We start from the raw sequence: 24,627 nt of genomic DNA on the forward strand, positions 1-24,627 counted from the left end.
GGAGTCATGACCGATCTGGATCTCATCGCAGACGTCCTGGTGGCCGGCGGCGGGCCGGCCGGCGCCTGGGCCGCCGTCAAGGCAGCCGAGTCGGGCGCCGACGTCGTCCTGGTCGACAAGGGCTACCTGGGCACGAGCGGTGCTACTGCTGCCGCCGGCACCGGAGTCTGGTACGTCGATCCCGACCCGGCCTCCCGCGAGGCGGCGATGGCCTCCCGGGAGGCCCTGGGCGGGTACCTCGCCGATCGCGCCTGGATGGCCCGGGTCCTGGACCAGACGTACGCGAACATGAACGAGCTGGCCGAGGTGAGCCGCTACCCCTTCCCGGTGGGTGAGGACGGCGGGCAGATCCGGCGCGGCCTGCAGGGCCCGGAGTACATGCGCCGCATGCGCATCCGCGCGCGCCGCTCGGGGGTGCGCGTGCTCGACCACAGCCCTGTCACCGAACTGCTGGTGGACGCGGACGGCGCGGTCGCGGGCGCGGCCGGCCACCGCAGGCAGCACGACCGCTCCTACCGGGTGCGCGCGGGCGCGGTGGTGCTGGCCACCGGCGGCTGCGCCTTCCTCAGCAAGGCGCTCGGCTGCGACGTCAACACCGGCGACGGCGCCCTGTTCGCGGCGGAGACCGGGGCCGAGCTGTCCGGCATGGAGTTCTCCAACGCCTACGCCATCGCCCCCGAGTTCACCTCCGTGACCAAGACCGCCTTCTACTCCTACGCCACCTTCTACCATGCCGACGGCAGCGTCCTGGAGGGCGCGGGCAGCACGCGCGGCCGGTCGGTGATCGCGCGGGCGCTGCTGTCCGAGCGCGTCTTCTGCCGCCTCGACCAGGCGGGGGAGGGGATCAGGCAGGCGATGCGGCTGGCTCAGCCCAACTTCTTCCTGCCCTTCGACCGGCAGGGGATCGACCCGTTCACCGAGCTTTTCCCCGTCACGCTCCTAGCGGAGGGGACCGTACGCGGGACCGGCGGGATCCGCCTGACCGGCCACGACTGCGCCACCTCCGTCGCGGGCCTGTACGCCGCCGGCGACGCCGCCACCAGGGAGCCGATCTGCGGGGGCTTCACCGGCGGCGGCAGCCACAATGCGGCCTGGGCGATGTCGTCCGGCACCTGGGCAGGGCAGGCCGCGGCCCTTCACGCCCGCGCTCTGGGCGCCCGGGCGGCCACGCGGGCCGTGCGCGGGGCGGGCGGCGCCGGATTGCGGCCGGCCGGCGGCGACCCGGCCGGGCATCGCGAGATCATCGAGGCGGTCCAGGCCGAGGTGCTGCCGTACGAGAAGAACTACCTGCGCCACGGCGACCGGCTCGCGCCCGCGCTGGCCGCGCTCGACGAGACCTGGAAGCGGGCCAGGCAGGGCCTGCGCGCCGACGGCCCCGACGTCGTGCGCGCCCGCTCGGCCGTCGCGATGGCGGCCCACGCCCGATGGATGTACGCCAGCGCGCTGGCCAGGACCGAGAGCCGCGGCATGCACAAGCGTTCCGACCACCCCGGCTCCGATCCCGCCCAGCACCACCGGCTGATCTCCGGCGGGCTCGACGAGGTCTGGGTGCTGCCGGAGACCGGGTGGTCGCTGGCGGTGGCGTCGTGATCGAGATCGTGCTGCGCGACCGGTGTATCGCCTGCGACAAGTGCGTCGAGGCCTGTCCGACGGACGTGTTCGTACGCGGGGACGACGGGGTGCCGCTGATCGCGCGGCAGGGCGATTGCCAGACGTGCTTCATGTGCGAGGCGTACTGCCCGGTGGACGCCCTCTACGTGGCCCCGGCCGCGCACCCGCTCCCGGAGCCGCCCGATGTGACGGAACTGGCCGAGCGCGGGCTGCTGGGCGGATACCGCCGGCAGATCGGCTGGGGACACGGGCGCACCCCGGGCGCCCGGCGGGCGATCGGGCCGGTGCTGCCCTCGACGTCGCAGGCGATCATCTCGTGATGGGGAAGCGCCGGTCGTGCTCGTCATCCGGCTTGCGGGCCGGCTCACAGGCGAAACCGGCCCCCGGACGAATCCTGATCGCGCCGGCAACGCTCATGCGCCGAGCTCGATCACGATCTTGCCGCGCGCGTGGCCGCTCTCCACCGTGCGCAACGCCTGGGGTGCCTGCGCGAGGGGGAAGGTCTGGGTGACGAACGGCCGTAGCACCCCCTCCACGGCCAGGTTCGCAACCGCGTCGAGCACCGTCCGGTCACGGACCCGCTGGACCGGTGAGCCGCCGAGCCGCGCGACCGTCTCCCGGTCGGCCGCGGTGATCAGCTTCGACCGATCCGCCAGTACGCCGGCCACCTCCTCCAGCGCGCTGCCGCCGACCAGGTCGGAAGATGGCGGCGGAGGGCGTGCGGGCGGGCCTGCCGTCGCTGCCGGCCGCCAAGGAGGCCGACCTCGGCGGCTTCGGCGCGCTGCGCGACTCGGAGCGGCTGACGGCCAACCTGCACCGCGCCTATGCCGAACAGCTCGGCGGTGCCCCTGGCATCCCGCTGGACGTGCTGGACATCTTCCAGGAGATGGTCGCCTTCCACGGCGGGCCGCTAACCTGCCACGCCTGACGATCGCCCCGATACCTGGGATCAGCCGGGGGTCGAGCCTTCATGGAGGACGCCCGGAAAAGGCGGGATCGGCCGCGCCCGGCCGGCGTGACCGTGAGGCCGCAGGCCGGGCGGCAGGAGTCGCGCCGGAGCGGCGAGGACGGCCCGTCCACCGCCTCCGGCAGGCGGGGACGGGCCGTTCCCTTCAGCGGGGGGACGACGGCCCGAACGGCCGGTCGCCGCGCAGCGTGATGCGGTGCATGACCCGGTGGGCGGTGCCGTAGTCGCGGTTGGCGTAGTGGGATGTGCTGCGGTTGTCCCACATGGCCACGTCGCCGAGGCGCCAGCGGTGGCGGATGATGTGCTCCGGCTTGGTCAGGTGGGCGTAGAGCAGGTCGAGGATGTGGCGGCTCTCGGCCTCCGAGACGCCGACGATGTGCGAGGTGAAGCCGGGGTTGACGAAGAGGCCCTTGCGCCCGGTCTCGGGGTGGACGCGGACGACGGGGTGCTCCACCGGGTCCAGCCGGGTGACGACCTCGCCCTCCCAGACGCTGCCCTTGCCGCCGCGCCGCTGGGCCAGGTAGTAGCCGAACTCGCGGTTGCCGTCGTGCACCGCGGTGAGCTGGTCGGCCAGTTCCCGTACGGGTGCGGCCAGTGAGTCGTAGGCGAGCTGGCTGTCGGCCCAGCTGGTGTCCCCGCCGGTGGGAGGCAGCACCACGGCGCGCAGGATCGAGCCGAGCGGCGGGCGCGGCATGAAGGTGACGTCGGTGTGCCAGACGTCGGCGAAGCCGTTGTCGGCGCTGTCGAGCGCGTAGATCTCCGGGTGCGCCTCGTCCACGCCGCCGACGACGGGGTGGGAGGCGGTCAACTCGCCGAGGCGGCGGCCCAGGGCGACCTGGCCGTCCTCGTCGAGGCTCTGCCCGGAGAAGAACAGTGCCTTCCACTCGACGACGGCGGCTCGTACCGCGGCCAGCTCCTCGTCGTCGGCGGTCGCCAGGTCGAGCCCTTCTATCCGGGCGCCGAAGTGCGGTCCGAGCGGGCGCAGGGTGAGCGTGGCGGCCAGGGGTGTGGACATGTGCGCTCCTGTTCTGTGGTGGTCATCCGGCGGCCTCGCGGACGGCGTGGCTGACGGTGGCACGCAGGGCCGTGTACTCGGGGAGGGCGCGGAGTTCGTCGGGCTCCAGGCCGGTGCGGGGCAGGGGGATGTCGAGGTCGAGGGCGATCTGGCCGGGCCTGCTGGTGAGCACGACGACGCGGCTGCCGAGGAAGACGGCCTCTTCGACGCTGTGGGTGACGAACACGGAGGTGCGGCCCGTCTGCTCGCTGACCCGGCGCAGGTCCTCCTGCAGCCGCTCGCGGGTGAGCGCGTCCAGGGCCGCGAACGGCTCGTCGAGCAGCAGCAGCGGATCGTCGCCCGCCAGCGCCCTGGCGATGGCCACGCGCTGCTGCTGACCGCCGGACAGCTGCCAGGTCCGGCGGCGGGCCACGTCGTGCAGGCCGACCCGTTCCAGGAGCTCCGGCACCCGGCGGGCGCGCTCCTCGCGGGGGACGCCGGCGTAGCGCAGGGCCAGCTCCACGTTGCCGCCCACGCTTTTCCAGGGGAACAGCCGGGGCTGCTGGAACACGATCCCGGCGCCGGTGCCGGGCACCGGCGCAGCTCCGGCGGTACGGACGACGCCGGCGCTGGGCCGCTCGAAGCCGGCGATCAGGCGCAGCAGCGTGCTCTTGCCGCAGCCGGACGCTCCGACGATCACGAGGAACGAGCCGCGGGGGACGTCGAGCGAGATCGGGCCGAGCGCGGTCACGATGTCCGTGCCCGTCCCGTACACGTGCACGACATCCTTCACGTGGACGGCGGTCTGCGTGCCGGTCTCAAGGGGTGAGGACATCGGGCAGCCCCTTGTTGTAGATGGCGTTCCGCACGGTCGCCAGGTCGGGTACGGCTTCGATCTTCTGCAGGTCCTTGAGGAACTGCGCGGCGCTGACGAGGTTCTCGGCCAGGGCGCCGGGCCGCTCGGGGGTGCCGAGCCACTCGGGGGAGGCCAGGTCGGCGGGCTTGAGGAAGACGCCCTGGGTGAGCTGGTCCTCGGCGTCCTCCTTGGTGAGGTTGAGCTCGGTGGCGACGGCGGCGGCGGCCTCGGCGCGGTTGTCGGCGATGAGCTGCAGGGCCCTCGCCTCGGCCTTGCGCCAGGCGTCCACCGCCTCTGGATGCGCCTTGAGGAACGCGGTGGACACCACCCCGAGGTCCAGCGTGGGCTTGCCGGCCGTGGCCAGTTCCCGGCTGGCGATCAGGACCTTGCCGTTCTTCTTCAGCTCCTTCAGGGTGGGCAGCCAGGTGTAGGCGGCGTCGATGTCGCCGCGCGTCCAGGAGGCGAGGATGTCCTGCGGTTCGAGGTCGACGATGGTCAGCTCCGACTCGCGCACGCCCGCCTGGCCGAGCGCGGCCAGCAGGCTGTAATGGGAGGTCGAGGCGAACGACGTGGCGACCTTCTTGCCGCGCAGGCCCTCGATCGCCGACACGCCGCTGTCGTTCCTGACGACCAGGGCCTCGTTGTCACCTGCCACGTCGAGCACGAACGCCACCTGGTACGGGATGTTCAGCGGGGCCGACAGCCCGCGGGCCACCGGGCTGGAGCCGATGGCGGCGATGTCCACGCTGCCGGCCACGAAGGCGGTGTTGATGCTGGCGCCCGAGTCGAACTTCGTCCACTGGATCTGGTAACCGGGCAGCGCCTCCTCCAGCCACCTCTTGTTCTTGACGATGAGGTCGCCGCTGGGGAAGGCCTGGTAGGCGAGGCGGATGCGGTTGGCCGCCGCGCCGCCACCGCCTCCCCGGGACGCGGTGCCGTCACCGCAGGCGGCCAGGACCGCGATCAACACGAAAGACAGCAGGAATCTCAGACGCATGGCGGCTTCCTCACGAGGGACGTGCGGCGGGTCACGAGCGGCCCCGCCAGGGGATGAGCCGCTTCTCCGCGACCCGCAGCAGACCGTCGATGAGCAGGCCTGACAGTCCGATGGCCAGCAGCCCCAGCACCACGACGTCGGTCTGCAGGTAACGCTGGGCGTCCCGGACCATGCCGCCGATGCCGGGCACGCCGTTGACCGTCTCGGCGGCGACCACGGACGAGTACGCGATGCCGACGGCCAGGCGGACGCCGGTGAAGATCTCCGGCAGCGCGTTGGGCAGCACCACGTCCCGGATGACGTCCCGCCGCGAGGCGCCCAGTGCCCTGGCCGCCTCGACCAGGTGGGACGGCGCGCCGTGCACGGCGGCGGCGGTGGCCACCGCGACCGGTGGCAGCGCCGCGATCGCCAGCAGCCACAGCTTGGGCGTCTCGTCGATGCCGAACCAGATGATGAGCAGGCTGAAGTACGCCAGCGGCGGCAGCGCCCGTACGAAGGTGACCACCGGCTCGGCCACGACGCGGATCCACGGCACGGTGCCGAGCACGACGCCCACGACGAGCCCGCCGGCCACACCGATCGCGGATCCGATGAGGATGCGCCGCAGGCTGATGCCCAGGTGCTCGACGAGCAGGCTGCCGCTGTAACCGCGGATGCCGTCGTGCGTCGTGGACAACCGCAGGAACTGCTCCCACACGGCGCCGGGGGAGGGGATGAAGGAGGGATTGGCCGCCGCGGCCGCGGCGAGCTGCCACAGGCCGAGGAGCGCGGCCCCGGCGAGCACGCGCACCATGATCCTGCGGGTCGCCGGCCGCCATCGCCGGGTGACGGACGCCGGTCCGCCGTCGGGAACGGCGGTCGAGGGGGCGGCCGTCGAGGTGGGCGAGGTCACCGCCTCGGACACCTGGTCGGGGGGCTCATGACCACGAAGCTACGGCGACGCTCGCCTAAAGTCAACATTTCCTACTAGCTATATCGGATATACGTCTGATCCCCGACCCCAGCCCGTCACCGGAGCGGTGGCCAGGATCCGCTGATCGTCGGATCCTGGCCGGGCCGCCGTGCGCGCTCAGAACCCGATCGGCTCACGCACGAGCACGACCGTGGCCCGCTCCGGCAGGGCCTCGCGCTTCCCGGTATCAGCCAGCGCATGCTGACCGCCACCCTGCGCCTGCTCGAACGCGATGGGCTGGTCACGCGCAGCGTCTACGCCGAGGTGCCGCCTCGCGTCGACTACGAGCTGACGCCGCTCGGCCGCACGTTGCTCGAGCGCGTCTGGGGACTGGTCGACTGGGCCGTGGAGCACCACGACGACATCGAAGGCGCCCGCGGCCGCTACGATGCCCGGCGCCCGCCCGAAGAGCGGCTCGGCCTGGCCCAGGGCTCGCTGCCCCTCGCCCGAGATCCCGGGTGACGAGCGGCGTCAGGCGACCGCGCGCAGCGGGACCGCGTTCACCTCGTCGGCCAGCTCGCGAAGCCGGGGCCGTAGCTCCTCGGCCAGCGGGGTGATCTGCGTGTCCAGCACGAACAGCCCCCGCGTCACGTGCCGCGCCCCCAGCACGCTGAGCACCGGCCGCAGGGCGTAGTCCACCGCCAGCAGATGCGCCTGCGTGCCCCCGGTGGCGATGGGCACCACGGTCTTGCCGGCGAACGCCTTCTGCGGCAGCCCGTCGAGGAAGGCCTTGACCAGGCCGGTGTAGGCGGCCTTGTAGATGGGCGTGGCCAGGACGATCACGTCGGCTTCGGCCACGGAGCGCTCCGCCGCCACGATGTCCGGATGGTCGCGGCCGAGCAGGAGCGGCTCGGCGGGCAGGTCGCGTAGGTGGAGCAGGGAGACCGCGCCGTCCAGGAGCTCGGCCACGTGGTCGAGGAGTCGTCCGGTGCGGGAGGTCGCGGAGGGGCTGCCCGAAATCAGGAGCACGGGGGTCATGACGGAGATCCCTTTCAGAACAGGCCGTTCAGCGGCGGCTGCGTACCGGTGAGGTGGTAGGCGCCGACCACGGCGGCCTTCCAGGCGCGGGGGTTGTGGTTGGCGACGGTCCTGGCGTTGCGCCAGTGCCGGTCGAGGTTGTGGCGGCGCGCGACCGCGGAGCCGCCGCCCACGTCGAACAGCAGCTCGGCGGCCTTCAGCGCCGACTCCGCTGCGACGAACTGCGCCTGGGCCACCTCGACGGCCGCGTCTGTGAGCAGGCCAGGCTCCAGGTCGCCGCCCCAGGCCCGGTCGATCGTGACGGCGGCCCGCAGGACCGCGGATTCGGCGGCGTAGGCGCGGGCGGCGATCTCGCCGACGGCGTGGCGCACGTACGGGTCGTCCACGGAGCGGGCGGCCCCGCTGTGCTGGATCGGGCGGGAGCGCTCGCGGGTGAAGGCGACGGCGTCGGTCAGGGCGCCCCGCGCGATCCCGGCGAGCACAGCGGCCAGGTAGAGCTGCATGAACGCGCTGACGGGGGAGCGGGCGCCGTTCCCGGGACGTTCGGCGATCTCCTCCTGCAGGACCTTGACCCCGTTCAGCCGGGTCGTGCCGCTGGCCGTGAGCCGCTGCCCGATCCCGTCGAAGTCGTCGAGCAGTTCCAACCCCTCCCGGTCGCGCGGCAGCGTGAAGAACACCCGCTCGCCGGAGTCGTCCACGGCGGACGCGCTGACCCAGTCCGCGTACAGCGCGCCTGTGCTGTAGTACTTGCTGCCGTTCACGACGCCGTCGCGGTCGATGCGGGTGCGCACCTCCCCGCTGGCGCCGCCGATCTCCCAGCCCGCGTTGCCGAACACGTCCCCGGCCAGGAAGCGCGGGAACCAGCGTTCGCGTTCCTGCTCGGAGGCGGTGAGCAGGTGCTCGACCCGGCCGAAGCCGGGGCGGAGCGCCTGGGCGATGTTGGAGTCGGCGGCGGCCAGGGAGATGAGGAAGTCGAACACCTCGGCCACGCTGGAGCCGCCTCCGCCGTACGAGGAGGGAATGCGGAAGGTGAGCAGGCCCGCGGCGGCCAGGGCGCGGATTTCACCCCGCGGGAGCTCGCGGGCGAGCTCCCGCTGCCCGGCCCCGGCCGCCAGCTCGGGAAGCAGCTCGGCGGCGCGCCGCCGCAGCTCCGTCAGCGTGCTCACTGCGCTCCCGCCGTGGCGAACGGGATCGAGGCCGGTTCGGCGGACGCCGGCTCCGCGGGATGCCGCCACAGGCCGCGCTCGCGCAGTATGGGAAGGACGCCTTCGCCGAACCAGTACGCCTCCTCCAGGTGTGGATAACCGGACAGCACGAACTCGGTGAGCCCGAGCCGGTGGTACTCCTCGATGCGGTCGGCGACCTCGGCGTGGCTGCCGACCAGCGCCGTGCCCGCCCCGCCGCGCACCAGGCCGACGCCCGCCCACAGGTTCGGGTAGATCTCCAGGTCGTCGCGCCTGCCGCCGTGCAGGGCGAGCATGCGCTTCTGCCCCTCGGACTCGCTGCGGCCCAGGCCGGCCTGCACCTTCTCCAGAGTCGCCTGGTCGATGCCGTCGAGCAGTCTGCGTGCCTGCGCCCACGCCTGCTCGCTGGTGTCGCGGGTGATGACGTGCAGCCTGATGCCGTGCCTGAGCGTGCGGCCCTCGGCGGCGGCCAGCCCGTTCACCCACGCGATCTTCCGGGCCACGGCGTCCGGCGGCTCGCCCCAGGTGAGGTAGGCGTCCACGTGCCGCGCGGCCACCCGGCCCGCGGCGGGAGAGGAGCCGCCGAAGTACACGTCGGGCACCGGATCGGGCAGCCGGTTGAGCCGGGCGTCCTCGACCTGGAGATGATCACCGGACAGGCTCACCGTCTCGCCCCGCCACAGCGCCCGTACCACCTGCAGGAACTCGTCGGTACGCGCGTAGCGGGCGTCCTTGTCCAGGAAGTCGCCGTACGCGCGCTGCTCGTGGCTCTCCCCGCCCGTCACCACGTTCAGCAGCAGCCGCCCCCGCGAGTGCCACTGGAAGGTGGCCGCCATCTGCGCGGCCAGCGTGGGGGAGACCAGCCCGGGGCGGAAGGCCACCAGGAACTTCAGCCGCTCGGTGGTGTCGGCCAGCATCGCGGTGGTCAGCCACGCGTCCTCGCACCACGCGCCGGTGGGCGTCAGCGCGCCGACGAAGCCGACCTGTTCGGCCGCGTGCACGATCTGGCGCAGGTAGGACAGGGTCGCGGGGCGGGCGCCGGACGCCGCGCCCGCCGGGAGCCCGTGGCCACCGCCCACGACGTCGCGGCTGTCGCCGTACGTGGGCAGGAACCAGTGGAACGTCAAAGTCATCGTCTCTCCTAGAGCAGGCCGTGCCGGGGCGGAAGCTGGCCGTTGAGCGCGTGGCGGCCGATGTGCTGGAGCTTCCAGCGAGCCGGGTCGTGCAGGGTATGGGTGCGAGCGTTGCGCCAGTGGCGGTGCAGGTTGAGCCTGTCGAGGCTGGACCGGGTGCCGCCCAGCTCGAAGATCGCGCCGCCCAGCTCCACCGCCACCGGGTCGGCGAACGCCTTGGCCGCGGCCACGGCGATGGAGGCGGCGGCGGCCGTCTCGTCGGTCAGGTCGTCCCGGGCGGCGTCCACGGCCTGTGCGGCCCGGTCGAGCAGTGCCTCGGCGGCGCGTACCTTGACGACAAGCTCGCCGGCTCGCTGGATGACGAGCGGATCGTCGGCCGCGCGGTCCTGACCGCTCTCGAACCACGGCCTGGCCTTGGTCCGGACGAACTCCAGCGCCTCCTCCAGGGCTCCGCCTGCGATGCCCACGTCGATCGCGGCGTGCAGGAGCTGGGCGTACGCCCCGTGGAGCTGCGGACCGGTGAACGTGAGGTGGTGCGGCACCACCCGGTCCTCGGGCACGCGCACGTCCTCCAGCCGGACCGTGCCGCTGGCGGTGGTGCGCTGGCCCATGCCGTCCCAGTCGTCCACGACGGTCAGGCCGGGGGCGTCTCGCGGCACATACGCCACGTGCAGCGTCCGGTCCTCCCGCCGTGCCAGCACCGGGATCCAGTGCGCGAACAGCGCGCCCGTGCTGTAGTGCTTGATGCCGTTCAGCAGGAAGCCCCCTGCGGGGGCGGTGGTCAGCGAGGTCCGGTAGTCCTGGACGTGCTTGGTGCCCGCCTCGGACTGCGCGTTGCCGAAGCGTCTGCCGTCCAGCACCTCGCCGAAGAAGAACTTGCGCTGCGTGTCCGTGCCCTGCTGCCGCAGGACGTTGACGTAGACGAAGTGGCTGTGCGGGATCTGCGCGAGGTTCGGGTCGGCCGCGGCCAGCAGCCGGAACACCTCGGCGAGGGTGCGCGCGCTCACGTCGGCACCGCCGTACGCGCGCGGCACGGTGATGGCGAGCAGACCGCTGGCCGACAGCCTGTCGAGCTCGGGCTCCGGCAGGCGGCGTTCGGCGTCGCGGGCCGACGCCTCCGCCGCGAACCCGGCGGCGAGCTCGCGCGCCGCCGCAAGCGCCTCGGCGTCGCCGGCGATCACGTGGGTCATGTGTTTCGTCCGTTCTGCGTGTTACGTTATGGTTCACCGTAATCCCTGCAATGCAGGTAGGCAATACCTGTTTAAGGACCCCCATGCTGACCCGCTTCACAATGCTGCTCGTCACGGCCCTGCTGGTGGCCGGTTGCGGCGCTGACGCCACGCCGCAACCGGTCGTCGGCGACGCCGGCCCGAAGTCCGGAGGCACGCTCGTGCTCGGGGAGAACGCCGACGAGCCCGCCTGCCTCGACCCCCACCAGCTGTCCACCACGAACACCACGGTCGTGGGCCGCCCGATCTTCGACTCCCTGCTGTGGCAGGACGCCGAGGGCAATCTGAAGCCCTGGCTGGCCTCCGCCTGGAAGATCTCCGACGACGGCCTGACCTACACCTTCACTCTCCGGAACGGCGTGACGTTCCACGACGGGTCGGCCTGGAACGCCGAGGCGCTGAAGCTCAACCTGGAGCACATGCGCGACCCGGCGACCAAGTCGCCGCTGGCCGCCTCGTACATCGCGCCGTACAAGGACGCGAAGGTCGTGGACGAGCACACCTTGGAAGTGCGTCTGAGCTCGCCGTACTCGGCGTTCCTGAACGTGCTCGCGCAGTCGTACCTGGCCATGATCTCGCCCAAGCAGCTCAAGGAGGACCCGGCGAGCACCTGCGAGCACCCGATCGGCTCCGGACCGTTCGTCTTCGGCGAGTGGGCCAAGGGGCAGAGCATCACCTACCGCAAGAATCCCCGCTACGCGTGGGGGCCGACCGGCCGCACGGGTCCCGCGTACCTGGACGGTCTGGAGATCCGCTTCCTGGCCGAGGACGCGACCCGCTACAACGCGCTGCTCGCCGGCGAGGTCAATGTGATCGACAACACCCCGCCGGCCAGCGTCGAGGACGTCAAAGCCAACCCCGACCTCGCCTTCACCACCATCGACCGGCCGGGACACCCGTTCTCGGTCTGGCTCAACACCGGCCGCGCCCCGTTCGGCGACCAGAAGGTACGCCAGGCGCTCACGCTGGCCGTGGACCGCAAGGCCATCATCGACAGCGTCTCCTTCGGACAGTGGAGTGTGGCCACGGGCTTCGTCACCCCCTCCACCCCCGACCACGCCCAGGGCGGGCAGATCGCCTACGACCCGGCCAGGGCGAACGAGCTGCTGGACGAGGCGGGCTGGACGCAGAAGGACAAGGACGGCATCCGCCTCAAGGACGGCAAACGCCTGACCGCCGTCGCCCTCGACACGGGCGTGAACCCGCAGAACACACAGATCCTGGTCCAGGCCCAGGCCGCCGCCGCCAAGGCGGGCATCGAAATCAGGATCGAGAACGTCACGGCGCAGATCTCGTCCGACCGCACGGCCAAGGGCGACTTCGACGTGTCCGTCGGCATCTGGACCACGAACACCGCCGACGTGCTGTGGATCCAGTACTCCTCCAAGAACATCACCACCGCCGAGCGGCGCGGCCAGAACACCACCAGGCTCTCCGACGATGACCTCGACAAGCTGCTCGAAGAGGCCAGGGCCAGCATCGACCCCGCCCAGCGGGCCGGAATCTACGGCAGGGCGCAGGCCCGGCTGCTCGAACTGGCGCCCGCCGTCCCGCTCTACAACAGGCCCAGCCTCGTCTCCTCGCAGAAACGGGTGCACGGCCTGACGTGGGACTACGCCTACGGCGCCGTCACCTTCCACGACGCATGGGTGAGCTGACACATGACCAAGACCCCTCTCGCCGTCCTCACCCTCGCGCTGCTGCTCGCCGGATGCGGCAGCGCGGCCGGGACCTCGGGCGGCACCACGAACACCCCCAAGTCCGGCGGCACCCTGATCCTGGGCGAGAACGGGCAGGAACCGCCCTGCCTCGACCCGCACGGCAACGCCAGCTCCGACGGCCCGGTGAGCACGGTCCCGGTGGCCGACTCGCTGGTGTGGTTCGACGCGGACGGGACGATCCAGCCGTGGCTGGCGGACAGCTGGGAGATCTCCAACGACGGCAGGACCTATACGTTCAAGCTCCGCCAGGGCGTGAAATTTCATGACGGGGCGGTCTGGAACGCCGAGGCCCTCAAGGTCAACTTCGAGCACATGCGCGACCCGGCGACCAAGTCACCGCTGGCCGCCTCGTACATCGCGCCCTACAAGGACGCGAAGATCGTGGACGACTACACGCTCGAAGTGCACCTGAGCTCGCCGTACCGGCCCTTCCTCGACATCCTCGCCCAGGGCTACCTCGGCATGATCTCCCCCAAGCAGATCAAGGAGTCACCGCAGACCATCTGCGAGCACCCGATCGGCTCCGGCCCGTTCGTCTTCGACAAGTGGACCAAGGGCGAGAGCATCACCTACCACCGCAACCCCGACTACAAGTGGGGCCCGAAGAGCGCCAGGCATACCGGCCCCGCCTACCTGGAGAAGCTGGAGATCCGCTTCCTCGCCGAGGACGCCACCCGCTACAACGCGCTGGCCGCCGGCGAGGTGCACGCCATCGACTTCACCCCGCCGCAGAACGTCGAGGACGTCAAGGCCAACCCCGATCTCGGCTTCCTCACCGCGATCCGGCCCGGCCACCCGATGTCGTTCTGGCTGAACACCTCCCGCCCGCCGTTCGACGACGTCCGGGTGCGCCAGGCGCTGCTGGCCGCCGTGGACCGCGAGTCCGTCATCCAGGGCATCTCCTTCGGCCAGTACCAGGTGGCCCAGGGCTTCGTCACCTCCTCCACGCCCGGCTACGCCCAGGGCCTGACCGGCACCATCGCCTACGACCCGGCCAAGGCGAACAAGCTGCTCGACGAGGCCGGCTGGACGGCCAGGGACAAGGACGGCATCCGGCTCAAGGACGGCAAGCGGCTGACCGCCTACTTCCCGATCGCGGCGAACTTCCCGGCCCAGCGCATGCAGATTGCCGTGCAGACGCAGGCCGCGGCCAGGAAGATCGGCCTGGACATCCAGATCCAGACGCCGCCCGAGCAGGAGCTCACGGACCGCTCGACCAAGGGCGACTACGACCTGTCCTCGGGCCTGTGGGCCACGAACACGGCCGACGTGCTGTGGATCCAGTACTCCTCCAAGAACATCACCACCGCCGAGCGACGCGGCCAGAACGTCGCCCGCCTGTCCGACTCCAAGCTCGACGACCTTCTGGAGAAGGCGAGAGGCACCGAGGACCCGACCGAGCTGTACAACCAGGCGCAGGCCAGGCTGCTCGAACTCGTCCCCGCCATCCCCTTCTACGACGACCCGCGCCCGGTCGCCTACCAGAAGAAGGTCCGCGACCTGGCCTTCACGCCCGCCTACCCGTCGCCGTACTTCTACGACACCTGGCTGGACGAATGAAGACCCTGAAGTTCATCGGATGGCGCCTGCTGGCCGGGGTCGGCGTGTTGTGGGGTGCGGCGACCCTGACCTTCCTGGTGGTGCACTTCACCCCCGGCGACCCGGCCGAGGCCGTCGTCGGGGGTGAAGGCGCCGCCCCCACCCCGGAGGTGCTCGCCCAGGTCAGGGCCGAGTACGGGCTCGACCGCCCCTGGTACGAGCAGTACGCCGCCCACCTGTGGCGCATCGCGCACGGCGACTTCGGCACCTCCTACCGCCTGCACACCCCGGTCACCCGGGCCATCGGCGAGCAGGCCGCCGCCACCGTGGAGCTGGCCGTGGCCGCCGCCGTCACCGGGCTGCTCCTGGCCATCGCGGTCGCGCTGGCCACCGCCGGGCGCCGCCGGTGGCGCGGTCTGGCCTCGGCGGCGGAGCTGGTGGCGGCCTCGACGCCGACGTTCTGGCTGGGCATCGTGCTGCTGACCGTCTTCTCCTTCGGTCTGGGACTGTTCCCCTCGACCGGCGGCCAGGGCCCGGCCTCGCTGGTGCTGCCCGCGCTGTGCCTGGCGTTGCCGATCGCGGGCGTGCTGGGCCACGTGCTGCGCGAGGCGCTGGAGGAGGTGCTGGACGAACCCTTCATCGTCAGCGCCCGCGCCCGCGGCCTGGGCGACACCGCCGTACGGCTGCGTCACGCGCTCCGGCACGCCCTGACCCCGCTGATCACGATGACCGGCTTCTGGTTGGGCGCGCTGCTCGGCGGCGCCGTCGTCACCGAGACGCTCTTCACCCGCCAGGGCATCGGCCGTCTGCTCGTCTCGGCCGTGAACGCCAAGGACCTGCCGCTCGTGCTCGGCGTGGTGCTGCTGTCCGCGCTGGTCTACGTCCTGGTCAACCTCTTGGTCGACCTGCTCTACCTGGTCATCGACCCCCGCCTCAAGGAGACAGCGTGAACCGGGTCGGCGTGTGGCTCGCCGCGGCAGTCCTGGCCGTGCTGGTCCTGGCCGCGCTCGCGCCGGGCCTGTTCACCGGCCAGGACCCGCTCGCCGTGGACAGCGGCGCCACCCTCCAGGCCCCCAGCGCCGCGCACCTGCTCGGCACCGACGAGAACGGCCGCGACGTGCTGGCCCGCGTCGTGCACGGCACGCGCGCCTCGCTGCTGCTCGGCTTCGGCGCGATCGCCGTCGCCCTGGTCTTCGGCGGGCTGCTCGGCCTGGCCGCCGGGCTGGGCAACCGGCTCGTCGAGAACGTCATCATGCGCCTGTCCGACGTCGGCATGGCCTTCCCCGAGCTGCTGCTGGCCCTCGTCGTCATCACCGTGGCGGGCGGCGGCACCGCCAACGCCATCCTCGCCATCGGCGTGGCCAACATCCCCTCCTACGCTCGCCTCGTCCGCGCCCAGACGCTGGCCATCCGCCGGGCGAGCTACGTCGAGGCGGCGTACGCGCTGGGACTGCCAGGGCCACGCGTGATCCTGCGCCACGTGCTGCCGAACGCCGTCAAGCCGGTGCTGATCCTGGCCACCATCGGTGTCGGCACCGCCCTGGTGGCCGGCTCCGCGCTGAGCTTCCTGGGGCTCGGCACGCCGCCTCCGGAGCCCGAGTGGGGCTCCATGCTGTCCACCGCCCGCAACTTCATCTCGCGGGCCTGGTGGTACGGCGTCTTCCCCGGCCTGGCGATCACGCTGACGGTGATCAGCGTGACCGTGGTCGGCCGGGCACTCAGATTGCGATCGGAAGGGAGGACCGGGTGAGCCTGGTCAAGGTGGACGACCTGCGCGTCGCCTTCGGCGCGACACCGGTCGTGCACGGGGTGTCGTTCGAGATCGCGGCGGGGGAGTGCCTGGCCCTGGTCGGGGAGTCCGGCTCCGGCAAGAGCGTCACCGCACGCACCCTGGTCGGCCTCACCGGAGGCGGCGCTCGCGTCGCCGCCGGCGAGCTGACCTTCGACGGACAGGACCTCACCCGCCTGCGCGAGCGCGGCTGGCGGCGCCTGCGCGGCGGCCGGATCGGCTTCGTGCTCCAGGACGCCCTGGTCTCGCTGGACCCGCTGCGCAAGGTCGGCAAGGAGATCGAGGAGGTCCTGACCACCCACACCGGCCTGTCCGGCGCGCGCCGCCGGGCCCGGGTGGTGGAGTTGCTGACCGCCGTCGGCGTACCGGAGCCCGAGCTGCGCGCCGGGCAGCTCCCGTACGAGCTGTCCGGCGGGCTGCGGCAGCGCGCGCTGATCGCCGCCGCGCTGGCCGCCGACCCCGAGCTCGTCATCGCGGACGAGCCCACCACGGCCCTGGACGTCACGATCCAGGCGCAGGTGCTGGACCTGCTGGCCGGGATCAAAGCCGAGGGCAGGTCGCTGCTCGTGATCAGCCACGACCTGGCCGTGGTGGCCCGGCTGGCCGACCGGGTGGCCGTCATGAAGGACGGAGTGATCGTCGAGCAGGGGCCGACCGGCGAGGTGCTCACCCGTCCTGCTCACGAGTACACCCGGCGCCTGTTGCGGGCGATCCCGGCCGAGCACACCAAGGGCACCCGCCTGTCCAGCACCGCCCCCGCGGGCCCGCGCCCCGCCCCCGGCGAGGTCGTGGTGCGGGCCGACAGCGTCGGCAAGTCATTCGGCGGCCGGGTCGCGGTGCAGGGGGTGTCGTTCGAACTGCGCGCGGGCGAGACCCTGGGGATCGTCGGCGAGTCGGGCTCGGGCAAGACCACCACCGCCCGCATCGCCCTCGGGCTCACCAGGCCCGACACCGGCACGGTCGAGGTGCACGGCCGCCCCTGGACCGGACACGACCCGGGCCTGCGCCGCGATGTCCAGGTTGTCTACCAGGACACCCTGGCCTCCTTCGACCCCCGCTACACCGTTGCCAAGGTGCTCGCCGAGGCCCTGGCTGTGGCGGGCGTGCCGCGCGAGCGCCGCCGCGCCCGCTCCGTCGAGCTGCTGGAACTGGTGGGGCTCGGCGAGGAGCACCTGGCGCGCCGGCCGCTGAAGCTGTCCGGCGGGCAGCGGCAGCGCGTGGCCATCGCGCGGGCCCTGGCCCCGTCGCCGTCGGTGATCGTGTGCGACGAGCCGGTCTCGGCGCTCGACGTGTCGGTGCAGGCGCAGGTCCTCGACCTGCTGGAGGACGTGCAGCGGGAGACGGGCGTGGCCTACCTGTTCATCTCCCACGACCTGGGCGTGGTCCACCACCTGTGCGACCGGGTGCTGGTCATGAAGGACGGGAGCGTGGTCGAGGAAGGGCCGGTCGGGACGGTCTTCCGCGGGCCCGCGCACCCGTACACGAAGGAACTTGTGGCGGCGATCCCGAGACTGGCGGTGGCGTGACATGGCACATGTGATCAAAACCGACGAGGAGGCGATCGCGGTCGCCCGCGAGCTGGCCGCGAGCTTCGCGGCAGGCGCGGCGCGGCGTGACGCCGAGCGCGTCCTGCCCGTGGCCGAGATCGAGGCGCTGTCGGACAGCGGGCTGCTCGGCATCACCGTCCCCGCCGAGCACGGCGGCGCCGGGGTGCGCACCGCCACGCTCGGCTCCATCATCAGGGAGCTGTCGGCCGCCGACGCCAGCATCGGGCAGATCCCCCAGAACCACTTCTGGTACCTCGACTCGCTGCGCGAGCACGGCACCCCCGGCCAGCAGGCGTTCTTCTACGCCGAGGTCCTCGCCGGGCGCCGCCTCGGCAACGCCGCGGTGGACGCCCGCGGCCCCGACGGCGAACGCGAGCGCGCCACCCTGCGCCCGCACGACGGCGGCTACCTCGTCTCCGGCCGGAAGATCTACTCGACCGGGGCGCTGTTCGCCCACTGGATCCCGGTGACCGCGCTCGACGAGGACTCGCACAGTGTGGCGTTCGTGCCCCGCGACACCCCCGGCCTCACGGTCGTGGACGACTGGGACGGCTTCGGCCAGCGCACCACGGCCAGCGGCACCGTCCTGCTGGAGGACGTGTTCGTGCCCGCCGACCGCGTCATGCCGGTGCGTCGCGACGACGTCAGCACGTTTCGCAGCTTCGGCCTGCTCATCCACGCCGCCATCGACACGGGCATCGCGGAGGGCACGCTCGCCGACGCCGCCGCCTTCCTGCGCGGGTACGTCAAGGGCGGCTGGCCAGGCGCCCAGGCGGAGAAGGTGGTCGAGGACCCGGTCGTCGTGCAGCTCTTCGGCGAGCTGGCCGTGCTGACCAGGGCCGCCCGCGCGCTGCTGGAGAGTGCCGGCGACGCCGTGGACCGGGCCAGATCGGCCCCGCCCGAAGAGCTGCCCGCGCTCGCGGCGGAGGCGGCCGTCGCGATGGCCGCCGCCCGCGCGCAGGCCGACCGCGCCGCCAACCGGGTGAGCGCCGAGTGGTTCGAGCTGGCCGGGGCCAGCGCCGCTCGGCTCCCGCTCGGCCTGGACCGGCACTGGCGCAACGCCCGTACCCACACCGTCCACGACCCGCGGCGCGCCAAGGTGCACGACGTCGGCGACTACCACCTCAACGGCATCGCCCCCAGGAGCTTTCCTAGATGAGCGGCATCATCCACTTCAACCTGTTCGAGATGAACTGCGTCGGCCACATCCAGCACGGCCTGTGGACCCACCCCGCCAACAACCGCCACCGCTACACCGACCTGGAGTACTGGACGGACCTGGCCAGGCTGCTGGAGCGCGGCCTGTTCGACGCCGTTTTCCTGGCCGACGTCGTGGGCGCCTATGACCGCTACCGCGGTGGCCCCGAGACCGCCATCCGGGAGGCCGTGCAGATCCCCGCCAACGACCCGCTGCTTGTGGTGCCCGCCATGGCCGCCGTTACCGAGCACCTGGGGTTCGCGGTGACGTTCTCGACCACGTACGAGCCGCCGTTCGCGCATGCCCGCCGCATGTCCACCCTCGACCACCTCACCAAGGGCCGCGTCGCCTGGAACGTCGTCACCTCCTACCTGCGCGGCGCCGCCCGTAACTTCGGGCTCGACGACGAGATCGAGCACGACCTGCGCTACGAGATCGCCGAGGAGTACCTGGAGGTGCTCTACAAGCTGTGGGAGGGCAGCTGGGAGGACGACGCCGTGGTCCGCGACCGGGAGCGGCACGTCTACACCGATCCCGCCAAGGTGCACGCCATCGACCACGTGGGCAAGCACTTCAGGGTGGCCGGGCCGCACCTGTCGGAGCCGTCGCCGCAGCGCACGCCCGTCCTCTACCAGGCGGGCAACTCCGACCGGGGCAAGGACTTCGCGGCCAGGCACGCCGAGGCCGTCTTCACCGGCGCCGCGTCCCTCGAGGCGCTGCGCGACGACATCGCCGACACCCGCCGCCGCGCTGCGGCGTACGGCCGCGATCCCTCACACATCACGTTCTTCCCCAGCGCGTCGGTGATCGTGGCGCACACGCAGCAGGAGGTGGACGCCAAGATCGCCGACCTGCAGCGGCACATCCGCCCCGAAGGCTTCCTCGCGCAGCGGGGCAGCGGCATCGACCTGGCCGCCTACGACCCGGACGAGCTCATCGACGACATCGTGGCCCGGGGCGGCGACTTCACCGAGCGGGCCGTGCGCCCGCTGGCCGGCCGTGGCCTGCGGGTGCGCGACGTGCTCGACTCCGTGGGCCGCATCGGGCAGGGCGGCCCGTTCTTCGTCGCCGGCACGCCCGAGCGGGTCGCGGACGAGATCGAACGCTGGGCCGACGAGACCGGCGCGACCGGGTTCAACCTCATGCAGTACCTGTCACCGGGCACCGCCGAGGACTTCATCGAGCTGGTCGTGCCCGAGCTGCAGCGCAGGGGCCGCTACCGGACCTCCTACGAGGACTCGACGCTGCGCGAGCGGCTGCTCGGCCCGGGCGTCCACCGGTTGCCCGCCACCCATCCGGGGGCCGCCCACCGCCGAGGTTGACGGGCCGGGGCTGTCGGGGCGGACCGCCGTACTCGGCGATCCGCGCGCCTGCTCGTTGATCACCCGAACTGGCACCAGAATCGCCGCCGCCGGCAAGCCCACCGTCGGCTTCAGCACCGGAGGCTCGCCCCCCCCGCTGGCGTCCCCGGCCACCGACGACCCGCCGGCATCGCCGGGCTGCGCGTGTCTGTCGGCTCCGGCACCAACCCAGGATCACTGCCCGGGCGGGGTGTCGGTCGCGACCGCTCCCTTGACCCCGACGCAACGTCCGGGTCTTTCCTGGTCGCATGTCTCCCAAACGGTACTTGGTCGTCGCCGCCTATCTCGCCTCGCATCTGCTGAGCCTGCTCGGCAACGGCCTCGCGGCGGTGGCGCTGCCGCTGATCGTGCTGCAGACGACCGGCAGCCCGTTGGGCACGGCGGCGCTGGCGGCCGCGACGGCGGTCCCGACCGTGCTGGTCGGACTGCTCGGCGGGGTGGTGATCGACCGGATCAACCGGCGGACGGCCTCGGTGGTCTCCGACGTCATCTCCGCTGTCTCGGTCGCCGCGCTGCCCCTGGTCGATCTGTTGTGGGGCCTGGACCTGGTGTGGTTCATCGTGCTGGGCATCCTGGGCTCGTTCGGGGACGTGCCCGGGATGACGGCCCGTGAGGTGCTGGTCCCGATGGTGGCTCGCCACGCTGTGCTCGACCTGACGCGGCTGGTCGGTCTGCGCCAGACCGTGACCTCTGCCGCCCTGGTGGTCGGCCCGGCGGCGGCCGGCGTGCTGCTCGCCACCTTCGACGCCACTTCCGTACTGTGGGTCACTGCGGCAACCTCGGCGGTCGCGGCGCTGCTGACGCGAACACTGCCGCGCCGGCTCGGTGAGGTCGAGGCCAACGGGTCGCCTCGCCGGTCGATGCTGCGTGAACTCGGAGAGTCGAACCGCGCGAACTGCCGACCGTGCTGCTGGTGCATGGCGGACCGTGGTACCGCGACAGCTGGTGCTACGACCCAGAGGTGCAGCTCCTGGCCAACCGCGGCTACGCGGTGCTACAGGTCGACTTCCGGGGCTCCACCGGTTACGGCAAGGCCCACGCAGGGTGGACGGCTTGCCGCGATACTTGGCCACCGGCCACCGGCCACCGGCCGGTGCCGGAGTAGGGCGCCGTGTCGGGGACGGCATCGCCGGCATGCCGCTGATCATCAGGGATGGTGCCGCGCGATTGCCGCTGGTGGTGACCGCCCAGGCCAGAGTGCCCGTGCCGCGGCCTAAAACCTTGTTCAGCCGCCTTCAGGCTCGCTTCAGCTTGCACTCGTGAGAGTGAAGCCCCATGACCAACTCCCGAGTGTTGCTCGCGATCGCTACGGCCATCTTGGCGACCCTCTCGGGCTGCGCCTCGTCCGGCGGGATCGAGGCGGCTGCGACGCCCTCCGCGGATCCCGCCAACCAGCAGCGCCAGGCCCAGACTCAGCTGGCCACCTGCATGAAGGGCAAGGGATTCACCTACCACCCAGTCGTGTCCATGCCGGAGTTACCGGACGCCGTCAAGCAGGAGATGTCCGGCGATTATCCCGCAATGAAGAAATATCGAAGCAAGTACGGTTTCGGGTTCGCCGCCTCCGTCATCTACCCGAACGACGGTGTCGGCCGGATGGCCCGCCGGATAGGTGAGGGTGACACCGGGGACGACCCCAACGCCAAGGTCATCGCCGGGCTGTCGAAAGCGCAGCAGGACGCGTACTTCCAGGCCATGGAGGCCTGCAACCTGGAGATGATCAACAAGGCCACCGGCAAGAAGCTCAAGTCGATGCAGGAGGCGGCTGAGGCCCAGAGCGAGATGATGAAGCAGATCATCAGCCGCGAGATCGACGGGGATCCCAAGCTGGTGGAGCTGGCGAGCGCGTTCGCCGACTGCCTGAAGGGCAAGGGCTACAAGGTCACCTCGCAGCGTCCCTCCGACATCGCGCGCAGCACCGAGAGCACGTTCATGACGGAGTTCGGCAAGCTCGGCGGGAAGCAGCCGCCGACGGCGGACGAGGCGCGGCCCATGTTGCAGCGCGAGATCAAGGCGGCCCTGGACGACCTGGAGTGCGGCAAGGACTTCTACGCCGCCTACCGCCCCAAGGCGAACGAGGTCTACAAGCGCGCCGAACTCCTGCCCGGCCTGGGCATGACCGTCGCGGTCAAGGGGTGACGTGCGCAGGTCAAGAGTGCTCGCCCTGGTCATGGCGGGGGTGCTGGTGATCGCCGGGGTGGGGTGGGCGGTCGGCTCGCGGCTGCGTTCGCCGGCCGACGAGGCGTCCGCGCGCCGCGCGCCCAAGCCCTCCCTGGTCACGGCGCCGGCCGAGCGGCGCAAGCTCACCAGTACCGTCACGGTCAGTGGCACTCTCACGTACGGATCGCCGCTGCCGGTCACGCTTGCCGGCACGGTCGGCGGGAGCGGCATCGCCACCGGTGCGGGCGGCACGCCGCAGCGCGTCACCACGGCGCCCAGACCCGGCCCGATCCGTGCGGGACAGGTGCTGATGCAGGTCAACGGGCGGCCGGTGTTCGCGCTGGAGGGCAAGAAGCCGATGTACCGGCCGCTCGTGCCGGGCACCGAGGGCGACGACGTCAAGCAACTCCAGCGCGCGTTGCGGGTGAAGGGGACGGGCGTCTTCGACGCGGCCACGATGGCGGCGGTCAAGCGCTGGTACGCCAAGCGCGGCTACAAGGCCCAGGAACCCGACCTGGAATCACGCAAAACGCTGCAGCAGCTGCAGCAGGCCGTACGGTCCGCCCAGGAGACCCTGGCCGCCGATCGCAAGGCCCTGGACGAGGGGCTGGACGTGCGGCCGCTGCGACTGCGCCGCGACAACGCCCGCCGCGACCTGCGCTCCGCCCAGGAGGCGTTGAAGGAGGCTCCGGAGATCACGCCGGAGCAGGACACCCAGCTGGCCGCGCTGCGGCGTGCCGTACGAGCCGCCGAGGAGCAGTCCCTCGCGGCCGAGCAGGCGCTGGCGGAGGCCAGGAAACCGGTCCCCACCCCCACCTCGACAACGACGCCCGCGCCCGCGCCCACGTCCAGCCCGGTGGACACGAGCCTGCTGGAGATGAAGGCGGCCAACGCCCGGCAGGATCTCGACGACGCCCAGCAGGCGGTGACCGCGTACGAGGAGCAGGTCCGGATCGAGCGGGGCAAACGGCTGGAGGAGCTGCGCAAGGCCGTGCGCACCGCGAAGGAGGCCGAGGCCACCGCCGCCCAGGAGCTCAGCCGGGCCAGGAAGGTCTCGCCGCTGCGGATGAAGGTCGCTCACAGCAAGGCCAACCTGGCCGACGCCAACACCGTGCTGGCCGAGTACCGCAAGACGTACGGCGTGAGCGTGCCGGCCGGGGAGATCGTCTTCCTGCCGGCCCTGCCCGCCCGCATCGACAAGGCGGAGGTCAAGCCTGGCGACACCATCGAGGGCAAGGTCGCCACCGTGACCAGCTCCGCCTTCGCGGTCACCGGGTCGGTCGACGCCAAGGAGGCCAAGCTGCTGCGCCCGGGCCAAGAAGCCGACATGGAGACCATGGATGGCACCCAGTTGCCCGCCACACTCACCGCAACCGGTGAGGAGGCCCGCCTGACGCCGGCGGAGAGCGGGGAAGGCGAGAAAGACGACGGGTCGGACACCGGCTCGGTGCCCATTCTGCTCACGCCTGGCTCGGCCAAGGGGCTCAAGTCGCTGGTCGGCTCGCCGATGACGGTGCGGATCTCGGTCGGTTCGACCGAGGGCGAGGTGCTGGCCGTGCCGGTGTCCGCCGTGGTCACCTCCGCCGACGGTCAGCCGCGGGTCCGGGTGGCGCTGGACGGTGACCGTATCCGCGAGGTCGAGGTCCGGACCGGGCTGACCGCCGATGGGGACGTGGAGGTCACTCCAATGCGGGCGGGCGAGCTCAAGGAGGGCGACCGGGTCGTGGTGAGCGATGCCTGAGCCCGTCATCGAACTGACCGCCGTCTCCCGCGAGTTTCCGGCGGACCCGCCGGTGCGCGCGCTGGCCGAGGCGGACCTGCGCGTCGACCCCGGCGATTACGTGGCCATCATCGGACCGTCCGGCTCCGGCAAGTCCACCCTCCTCAACATCCTGGGACTGCTGGACCGGCCGACCTCCGGCTCCTACCGGCTGGACGGCGTCGAGACCACGACGCTGCGCGACGGCGCGCGGACCCGGCTGCGCGGCACCCGCATCGGCTTCGTCTTCCAGTCCTTCCACCTGCTGTCCCATCGGACGGTCGTGGAGAACGTGATGCTCGCCGAGGTGTACGGGCAGCATCCGCGCGCCGGCCGGCGGGCACGTGCCGAGCAAGCGCTTGATCAGGTAGGCATGAGCCATCGCGTCGGCTTCGTCCCCGACCGGCTGTCGGGCGGCGAGCGCCAGCGTGTGGCCATCGCCCGAGCGCTGATGGCCCGGCCCGCCCTGCTGCTGTGCGACGAGCCGACCGGCAACCTCGACAGCCGCAACACCGCGGCCATCCTCGACCTGTTCGACGCCCTGCGCGCCGACGGCCTCACCGTCTTGGTGATCACGCACGAGGACGAGGTGAGCGCCAGGGCCAAACGCCGGGTGCGCATCGGCGACGGCGTCCTCACCGAGCAGGGGTGA

General features: G+C 72.0%; 23 protein-coding genes and 2 pseudogenes. 16 read left to right on the forward strand and 9 right to left on the reverse strand.

Features of this window, described 5'->3' with window-relative positions; genetic code table 11:
- Nucleotides 1-6: 6 nt before the first annotated feature.
- Nucleotides 7-1,590 (forward strand): FAD-dependent oxidoreductase, encoded by a 1,584-nt coding sequence (locus tag H4W80_RS51985; RefSeq protein WP_192791831.1) that lies wholly within the window; start codon nucleotides 7-9, stop codon nucleotides 1,588-1,590.
- Nucleotides 1,587-1,931, forward strand: a complete 345-nt coding sequence (locus tag H4W80_RS51990; protein WP_192791832.1) for a 4Fe-4S binding protein — start codon at nucleotides 1,587-1,589, stop codon at nucleotides 1,929-1,931. The genes H4W80_RS51985 and H4W80_RS51990 overlap by 4 nt, the downstream gene beginning before the upstream one ends.
- Nucleotides 1,932-2,024: 93 nt before the next feature.
- Here H4W80_RS51990 and H4W80_RS51995 read toward each other — a convergent pair whose 3' ends face one another.
- Nucleotides 2,025-2,306 carry a zinc-binding dehydrogenase gene (locus tag H4W80_RS51995; protein ID WP_192794259.1) on the reverse strand — a complete coding sequence of 94 codons (282 nt, stop codon included), beginning with the start codon at nucleotides 2,304-2,306 and terminating at the stop codon, nucleotides 2,025-2,027.
- Nucleotides 2,307-2,314: 8 nt separating this feature from the next.
- On the opposite strand from H4W80_RS51995, the gene H4W80_RS52000 reads away from it, so the two are divergent.
- Nucleotides 2,315-2,539: a hypothetical protein gene (locus H4W80_RS52000; protein ID WP_192791833.1), complete on the forward strand. Its 225-nt coding sequence runs from the start codon at nucleotides 2,315-2,317 to the stop codon at nucleotides 2,537-2,539.
- A 184-nt stretch (nucleotides 2,540-2,723) separates the two neighbouring features.
- Here H4W80_RS52000 and H4W80_RS52005 read toward each other — a convergent pair whose 3' ends face one another.
- From H4W80_RS52005 to H4W80_RS52020, 4 genes are read right to left on the reverse strand one after another with little or no spacing between them, the layout of a single operon-like run.
- Nucleotides 2,724-3,593, reverse strand: coding sequence for a TauD/TfdA dioxygenase family protein (locus tag H4W80_RS52005; protein WP_192791834.1), 870 nt, complete (start codon nucleotides 3,591-3,593; stop codon nucleotides 2,724-2,726).
- 22 nt (nucleotides 3,594-3,615) lie between these two features.
- Nucleotides 3,616-4,407 (reverse strand): ABC transporter ATP-binding protein, encoded by a 792-nt coding sequence (locus H4W80_RS52010; RefSeq protein WP_192791835.1) that lies wholly within the window; start codon nucleotides 4,405-4,407, stop codon nucleotides 3,616-3,618.
- Nucleotides 4,391-5,425 carry a taurine ABC transporter substrate-binding protein gene (locus H4W80_RS52015; RefSeq protein WP_192791836.1) on the reverse strand — a complete coding sequence of 345 codons (1,035 nt, stop codon included), beginning with the start codon at nucleotides 5,423-5,425 and terminating at the stop codon, nucleotides 4,391-4,393. Before H4W80_RS52015 ends, H4W80_RS52010 begins: the two co-directional genes overlap by 17 nt.
- A gap of 31 nt (nucleotides 5,426-5,456) precedes the next feature.
- Nucleotides 5,457-6,317, reverse strand: coding sequence for an ABC transporter permease (locus tag H4W80_RS52020; RefSeq protein WP_318787474.1), 861 nt, complete (start codon nucleotides 6,315-6,317; stop codon nucleotides 5,457-5,459).
- A 246-nt stretch (nucleotides 6,318-6,563) separates the two neighbouring features.
- On the opposite strand from H4W80_RS52020, the gene H4W80_RS52025 reads away from it, so the two are divergent.
- On the forward strand, nucleotides 6,564-6,839 hold the full coding sequence (locus H4W80_RS52025; RefSeq protein WP_318787651.1) for a winged helix-turn-helix transcriptional regulator: 276 nt from the start codon (nucleotides 6,564-6,566) through the stop codon (nucleotides 6,837-6,839).
- 9 nt (nucleotides 6,840-6,848) lie between these two features.
- Here H4W80_RS52025 and ssuE read toward each other — a convergent pair whose 3' ends face one another.
- From ssuE to H4W80_RS52045, 4 genes are read right to left on the reverse strand one after another with little or no spacing between them, the layout of a single operon-like run.
- The gene (gene ssuE / locus H4W80_RS52030) at nucleotides 6,849-7,355 is read right to left on the reverse strand and encodes an NADPH-dependent FMN reductase (protein WP_185076164.1); all 507 of its coding nucleotides are present in this window, start codon (nucleotides 7,353-7,355) and stop codon (nucleotides 6,849-6,851) included.
- A gap of 14 nt (nucleotides 7,356-7,369) precedes the next feature.
- A complete protein-coding gene (locus H4W80_RS52035; RefSeq protein WP_192791838.1) occupies nucleotides 7,370-8,521 on the reverse strand; it encodes an acyl-CoA dehydrogenase family protein in 1,152 nt (383 codons plus the stop codon).
- A complete protein-coding gene (locus H4W80_RS52040) occupies nucleotides 8,518-9,672 on the reverse strand; it encodes an LLM class flavin-dependent oxidoreductase (RefSeq protein ID WP_192791839.1) in 1,155 nt (384 codons plus the stop codon). The genes H4W80_RS52035 and H4W80_RS52040 overlap by 4 nt, the downstream gene beginning before the upstream one ends.
- A gap of 8 nt (nucleotides 9,673-9,680) precedes the next feature.
- Entirely contained in the window at nucleotides 9,681-10,862 is a 1,182-nt protein-coding gene (locus H4W80_RS52045) for an SfnB family sulfur acquisition oxidoreductase (protein ID WP_192791840.1), read from the reverse strand.
- A gap of 83 nt (nucleotides 10,863-10,945) precedes the next feature.
- Between H4W80_RS52045 and H4W80_RS52050 the strand changes: the two genes are divergently transcribed.
- The 12 genes and pseudogenes from H4W80_RS52050 (at nucleotide 10,946) to H4W80_RS52105 (ending at nucleotide 24,627) form a co-directional block, all read left to right on the forward strand.
- Complete coding sequence (locus tag H4W80_RS52050) at nucleotides 10,946-12,559, forward strand: ABC transporter substrate-binding protein (protein ID WP_192791841.1); 1,614 nt, start codon at nucleotides 10,946-10,948, stop codon at nucleotides 12,557-12,559.
- A 3-nt stretch (nucleotides 12,560-12,562) separates the two neighbouring features.
- The gene (locus tag H4W80_RS52055) at nucleotides 12,563-14,182 is read left to right on the forward strand and encodes an ABC transporter substrate-binding protein (RefSeq protein WP_192791842.1); all 1,620 of its coding nucleotides are present in this window, start codon (nucleotides 12,563-12,565) and stop codon (nucleotides 14,180-14,182) included.
- Nucleotides 14,179-15,111, forward strand: a complete 933-nt coding sequence (locus tag H4W80_RS52060) for an ABC transporter permease (RefSeq protein WP_192791843.1) — start codon at nucleotides 14,179-14,181, stop codon at nucleotides 15,109-15,111. The genes H4W80_RS52055 and H4W80_RS52060 overlap by 4 nt, the downstream gene beginning before the upstream one ends.
- Complete coding sequence (locus H4W80_RS52065; RefSeq protein WP_192791844.1) at nucleotides 15,108-15,911, forward strand: ABC transporter permease; 804 nt, start codon at nucleotides 15,108-15,110, stop codon at nucleotides 15,909-15,911. The genes H4W80_RS52060 and H4W80_RS52065 overlap by 4 nt, the downstream gene beginning before the upstream one ends.
- Entirely contained in the window at nucleotides 15,908-17,476 is a 1,569-nt protein-coding gene (locus H4W80_RS52070; RefSeq protein WP_192791845.1) for a dipeptide ABC transporter ATP-binding protein, read from the forward strand. Before H4W80_RS52065 ends, H4W80_RS52070 begins: the two co-directional genes overlap by 4 nt.
- Before the next feature lies 1 nt (nucleotide 17,477).
- Nucleotides 17,478-18,656, forward strand: a complete 1,179-nt coding sequence (locus H4W80_RS52075; protein WP_192791846.1) for an SfnB family sulfur acquisition oxidoreductase — start codon at nucleotides 17,478-17,480, stop codon at nucleotides 18,654-18,656.
- On the forward strand, nucleotides 18,653-20,017 hold the full coding sequence (locus H4W80_RS52080; RefSeq protein WP_192791847.1) for an LLM class flavin-dependent oxidoreductase: 1,365 nt from the start codon (nucleotides 18,653-18,655) through the stop codon (nucleotides 20,015-20,017). Before H4W80_RS52075 ends, H4W80_RS52080 begins: the two co-directional genes overlap by 4 nt.
- A 287-nt stretch (nucleotides 20,018-20,304) precedes the next feature.
- Nucleotides 20,305-20,877, forward strand: a pseudogene (locus H4W80_RS52085) (MFS transporter); the annotation flags it as partial.
- Between the two features lie 59 nt (nucleotides 20,878-20,936).
- Nucleotides 20,937-21,095 (forward strand): annotated as a pseudogene (locus H4W80_RS52090) (alpha/beta hydrolase family protein); the annotation flags it as partial.
- Nucleotides 21,096-21,331: 236 nt separating this feature from the next.
- A complete protein-coding gene (locus H4W80_RS52095) occupies nucleotides 21,332-22,195 on the forward strand; it encodes a hypothetical protein (protein WP_192791848.1) in 864 nt (287 codons plus the stop codon).
- A 1-nt stretch (nucleotide 22,196) separates the two neighbouring features.
- Nucleotides 22,197-23,957 (forward strand): peptidoglycan-binding domain-containing protein, encoded by a 1,761-nt coding sequence (locus H4W80_RS52100; RefSeq protein ID WP_192791849.1) that lies wholly within the window; start codon nucleotides 22,197-22,199, stop codon nucleotides 23,955-23,957.
- Complete coding sequence (locus H4W80_RS52105) at nucleotides 23,950-24,627, forward strand: ABC transporter ATP-binding protein (RefSeq protein ID WP_192791850.1); 678 nt, start codon at nucleotides 23,950-23,952, stop codon at nucleotides 24,625-24,627. The genes H4W80_RS52100 and H4W80_RS52105 overlap by 8 nt, the downstream gene beginning before the upstream one ends.

The organism is Nonomuraea angiospora, assembly GCF_014873145.1.
GTDB lineage: Bacteria > Actinomycetota > Actinomycetes > Streptosporangiales > Streptosporangiaceae > Nonomuraea > Nonomuraea angiospora.

Coding starts and splice junctions, on each gene's coding strand:
- H4W80_RS51985 (WP_192791831.1), top strand. CDS start 7: ATGACCGATCTGGATCTCATCGCAGACGTCCTGGTGGCCGGCGGCGGG.
- H4W80_RS52000 (WP_192791833.1), top strand. CDS start 2,315: ATGGCGGCGGAGGGCGTGCGGGCGGGCCTGCCGTCGCTGCCGGCCGCC.
- H4W80_RS52005 (WP_192791834.1), bottom strand. CDS start 3,593: ATGTCCACACCCCTGGCCGCCACGCTCACCCTGCGCCCGCTCGGACCG.
- H4W80_RS52010 (WP_192791835.1), bottom strand. CDS start 4,407: ATGTCCTCACCCCTTGAGACCGGCACGCAGACCGCCGTCCACGTGAAG.
- H4W80_RS52015 (WP_192791836.1), bottom strand. CDS start 5,425: ATGCGTCTGAGATTCCTGCTGTCTTTCGTGTTGATCGCGGTCCTGGCC.
- ssuE (WP_185076164.1), bottom strand. CDS start 7,355: ATGACCCCCGTGCTCCTGATTTCGGGCAGCCCCTCCGCGACCTCCCGC.
- H4W80_RS52040 (WP_192791839.1), bottom strand. CDS start 9,672: ATGACTTTGACGTTCCACTGGTTCCTGCCCACGTACGGCGACAGCCGC.
- H4W80_RS52045 (WP_192791840.1), bottom strand. CDS start 10,862: ATGACCCACGTGATCGCCGGCGACGCCGAGGCGCTTGCGGCGGCGCGC.
- H4W80_RS52050 (WP_192791841.1), top strand. CDS start 10,946: ATGCTGACCCGCTTCACAATGCTGCTCGTCACGGCCCTGCTGGTGGCC.
- H4W80_RS52055 (WP_192791842.1), top strand. CDS start 12,563: ATGACCAAGACCCCTCTCGCCGTCCTCACCCTCGCGCTGCTGCTCGCC.
- H4W80_RS52060 (WP_192791843.1), top strand. CDS start 14,179: ATGAAGACCCTGAAGTTCATCGGATGGCGCCTGCTGGCCGGGGTCGGC.
- H4W80_RS52075 (WP_192791846.1), top strand. CDS start 17,478: ATGGCACATGTGATCAAAACCGACGAGGAGGCGATCGCGGTCGCCCGC.
- H4W80_RS52080 (WP_192791847.1), top strand. CDS start 18,653: ATGAGCGGCATCATCCACTTCAACCTGTTCGAGATGAACTGCGTCGGC.
- H4W80_RS52095 (WP_192791848.1), top strand. CDS start 21,332: ATGACCAACTCCCGAGTGTTGCTCGCGATCGCTACGGCCATCTTGGCG.
- H4W80_RS52105 (WP_192791850.1), top strand. CDS start 23,950: ATGCCTGAGCCCGTCATCGAACTGACCGCCGTCTCCCGCGAGTTTCCG.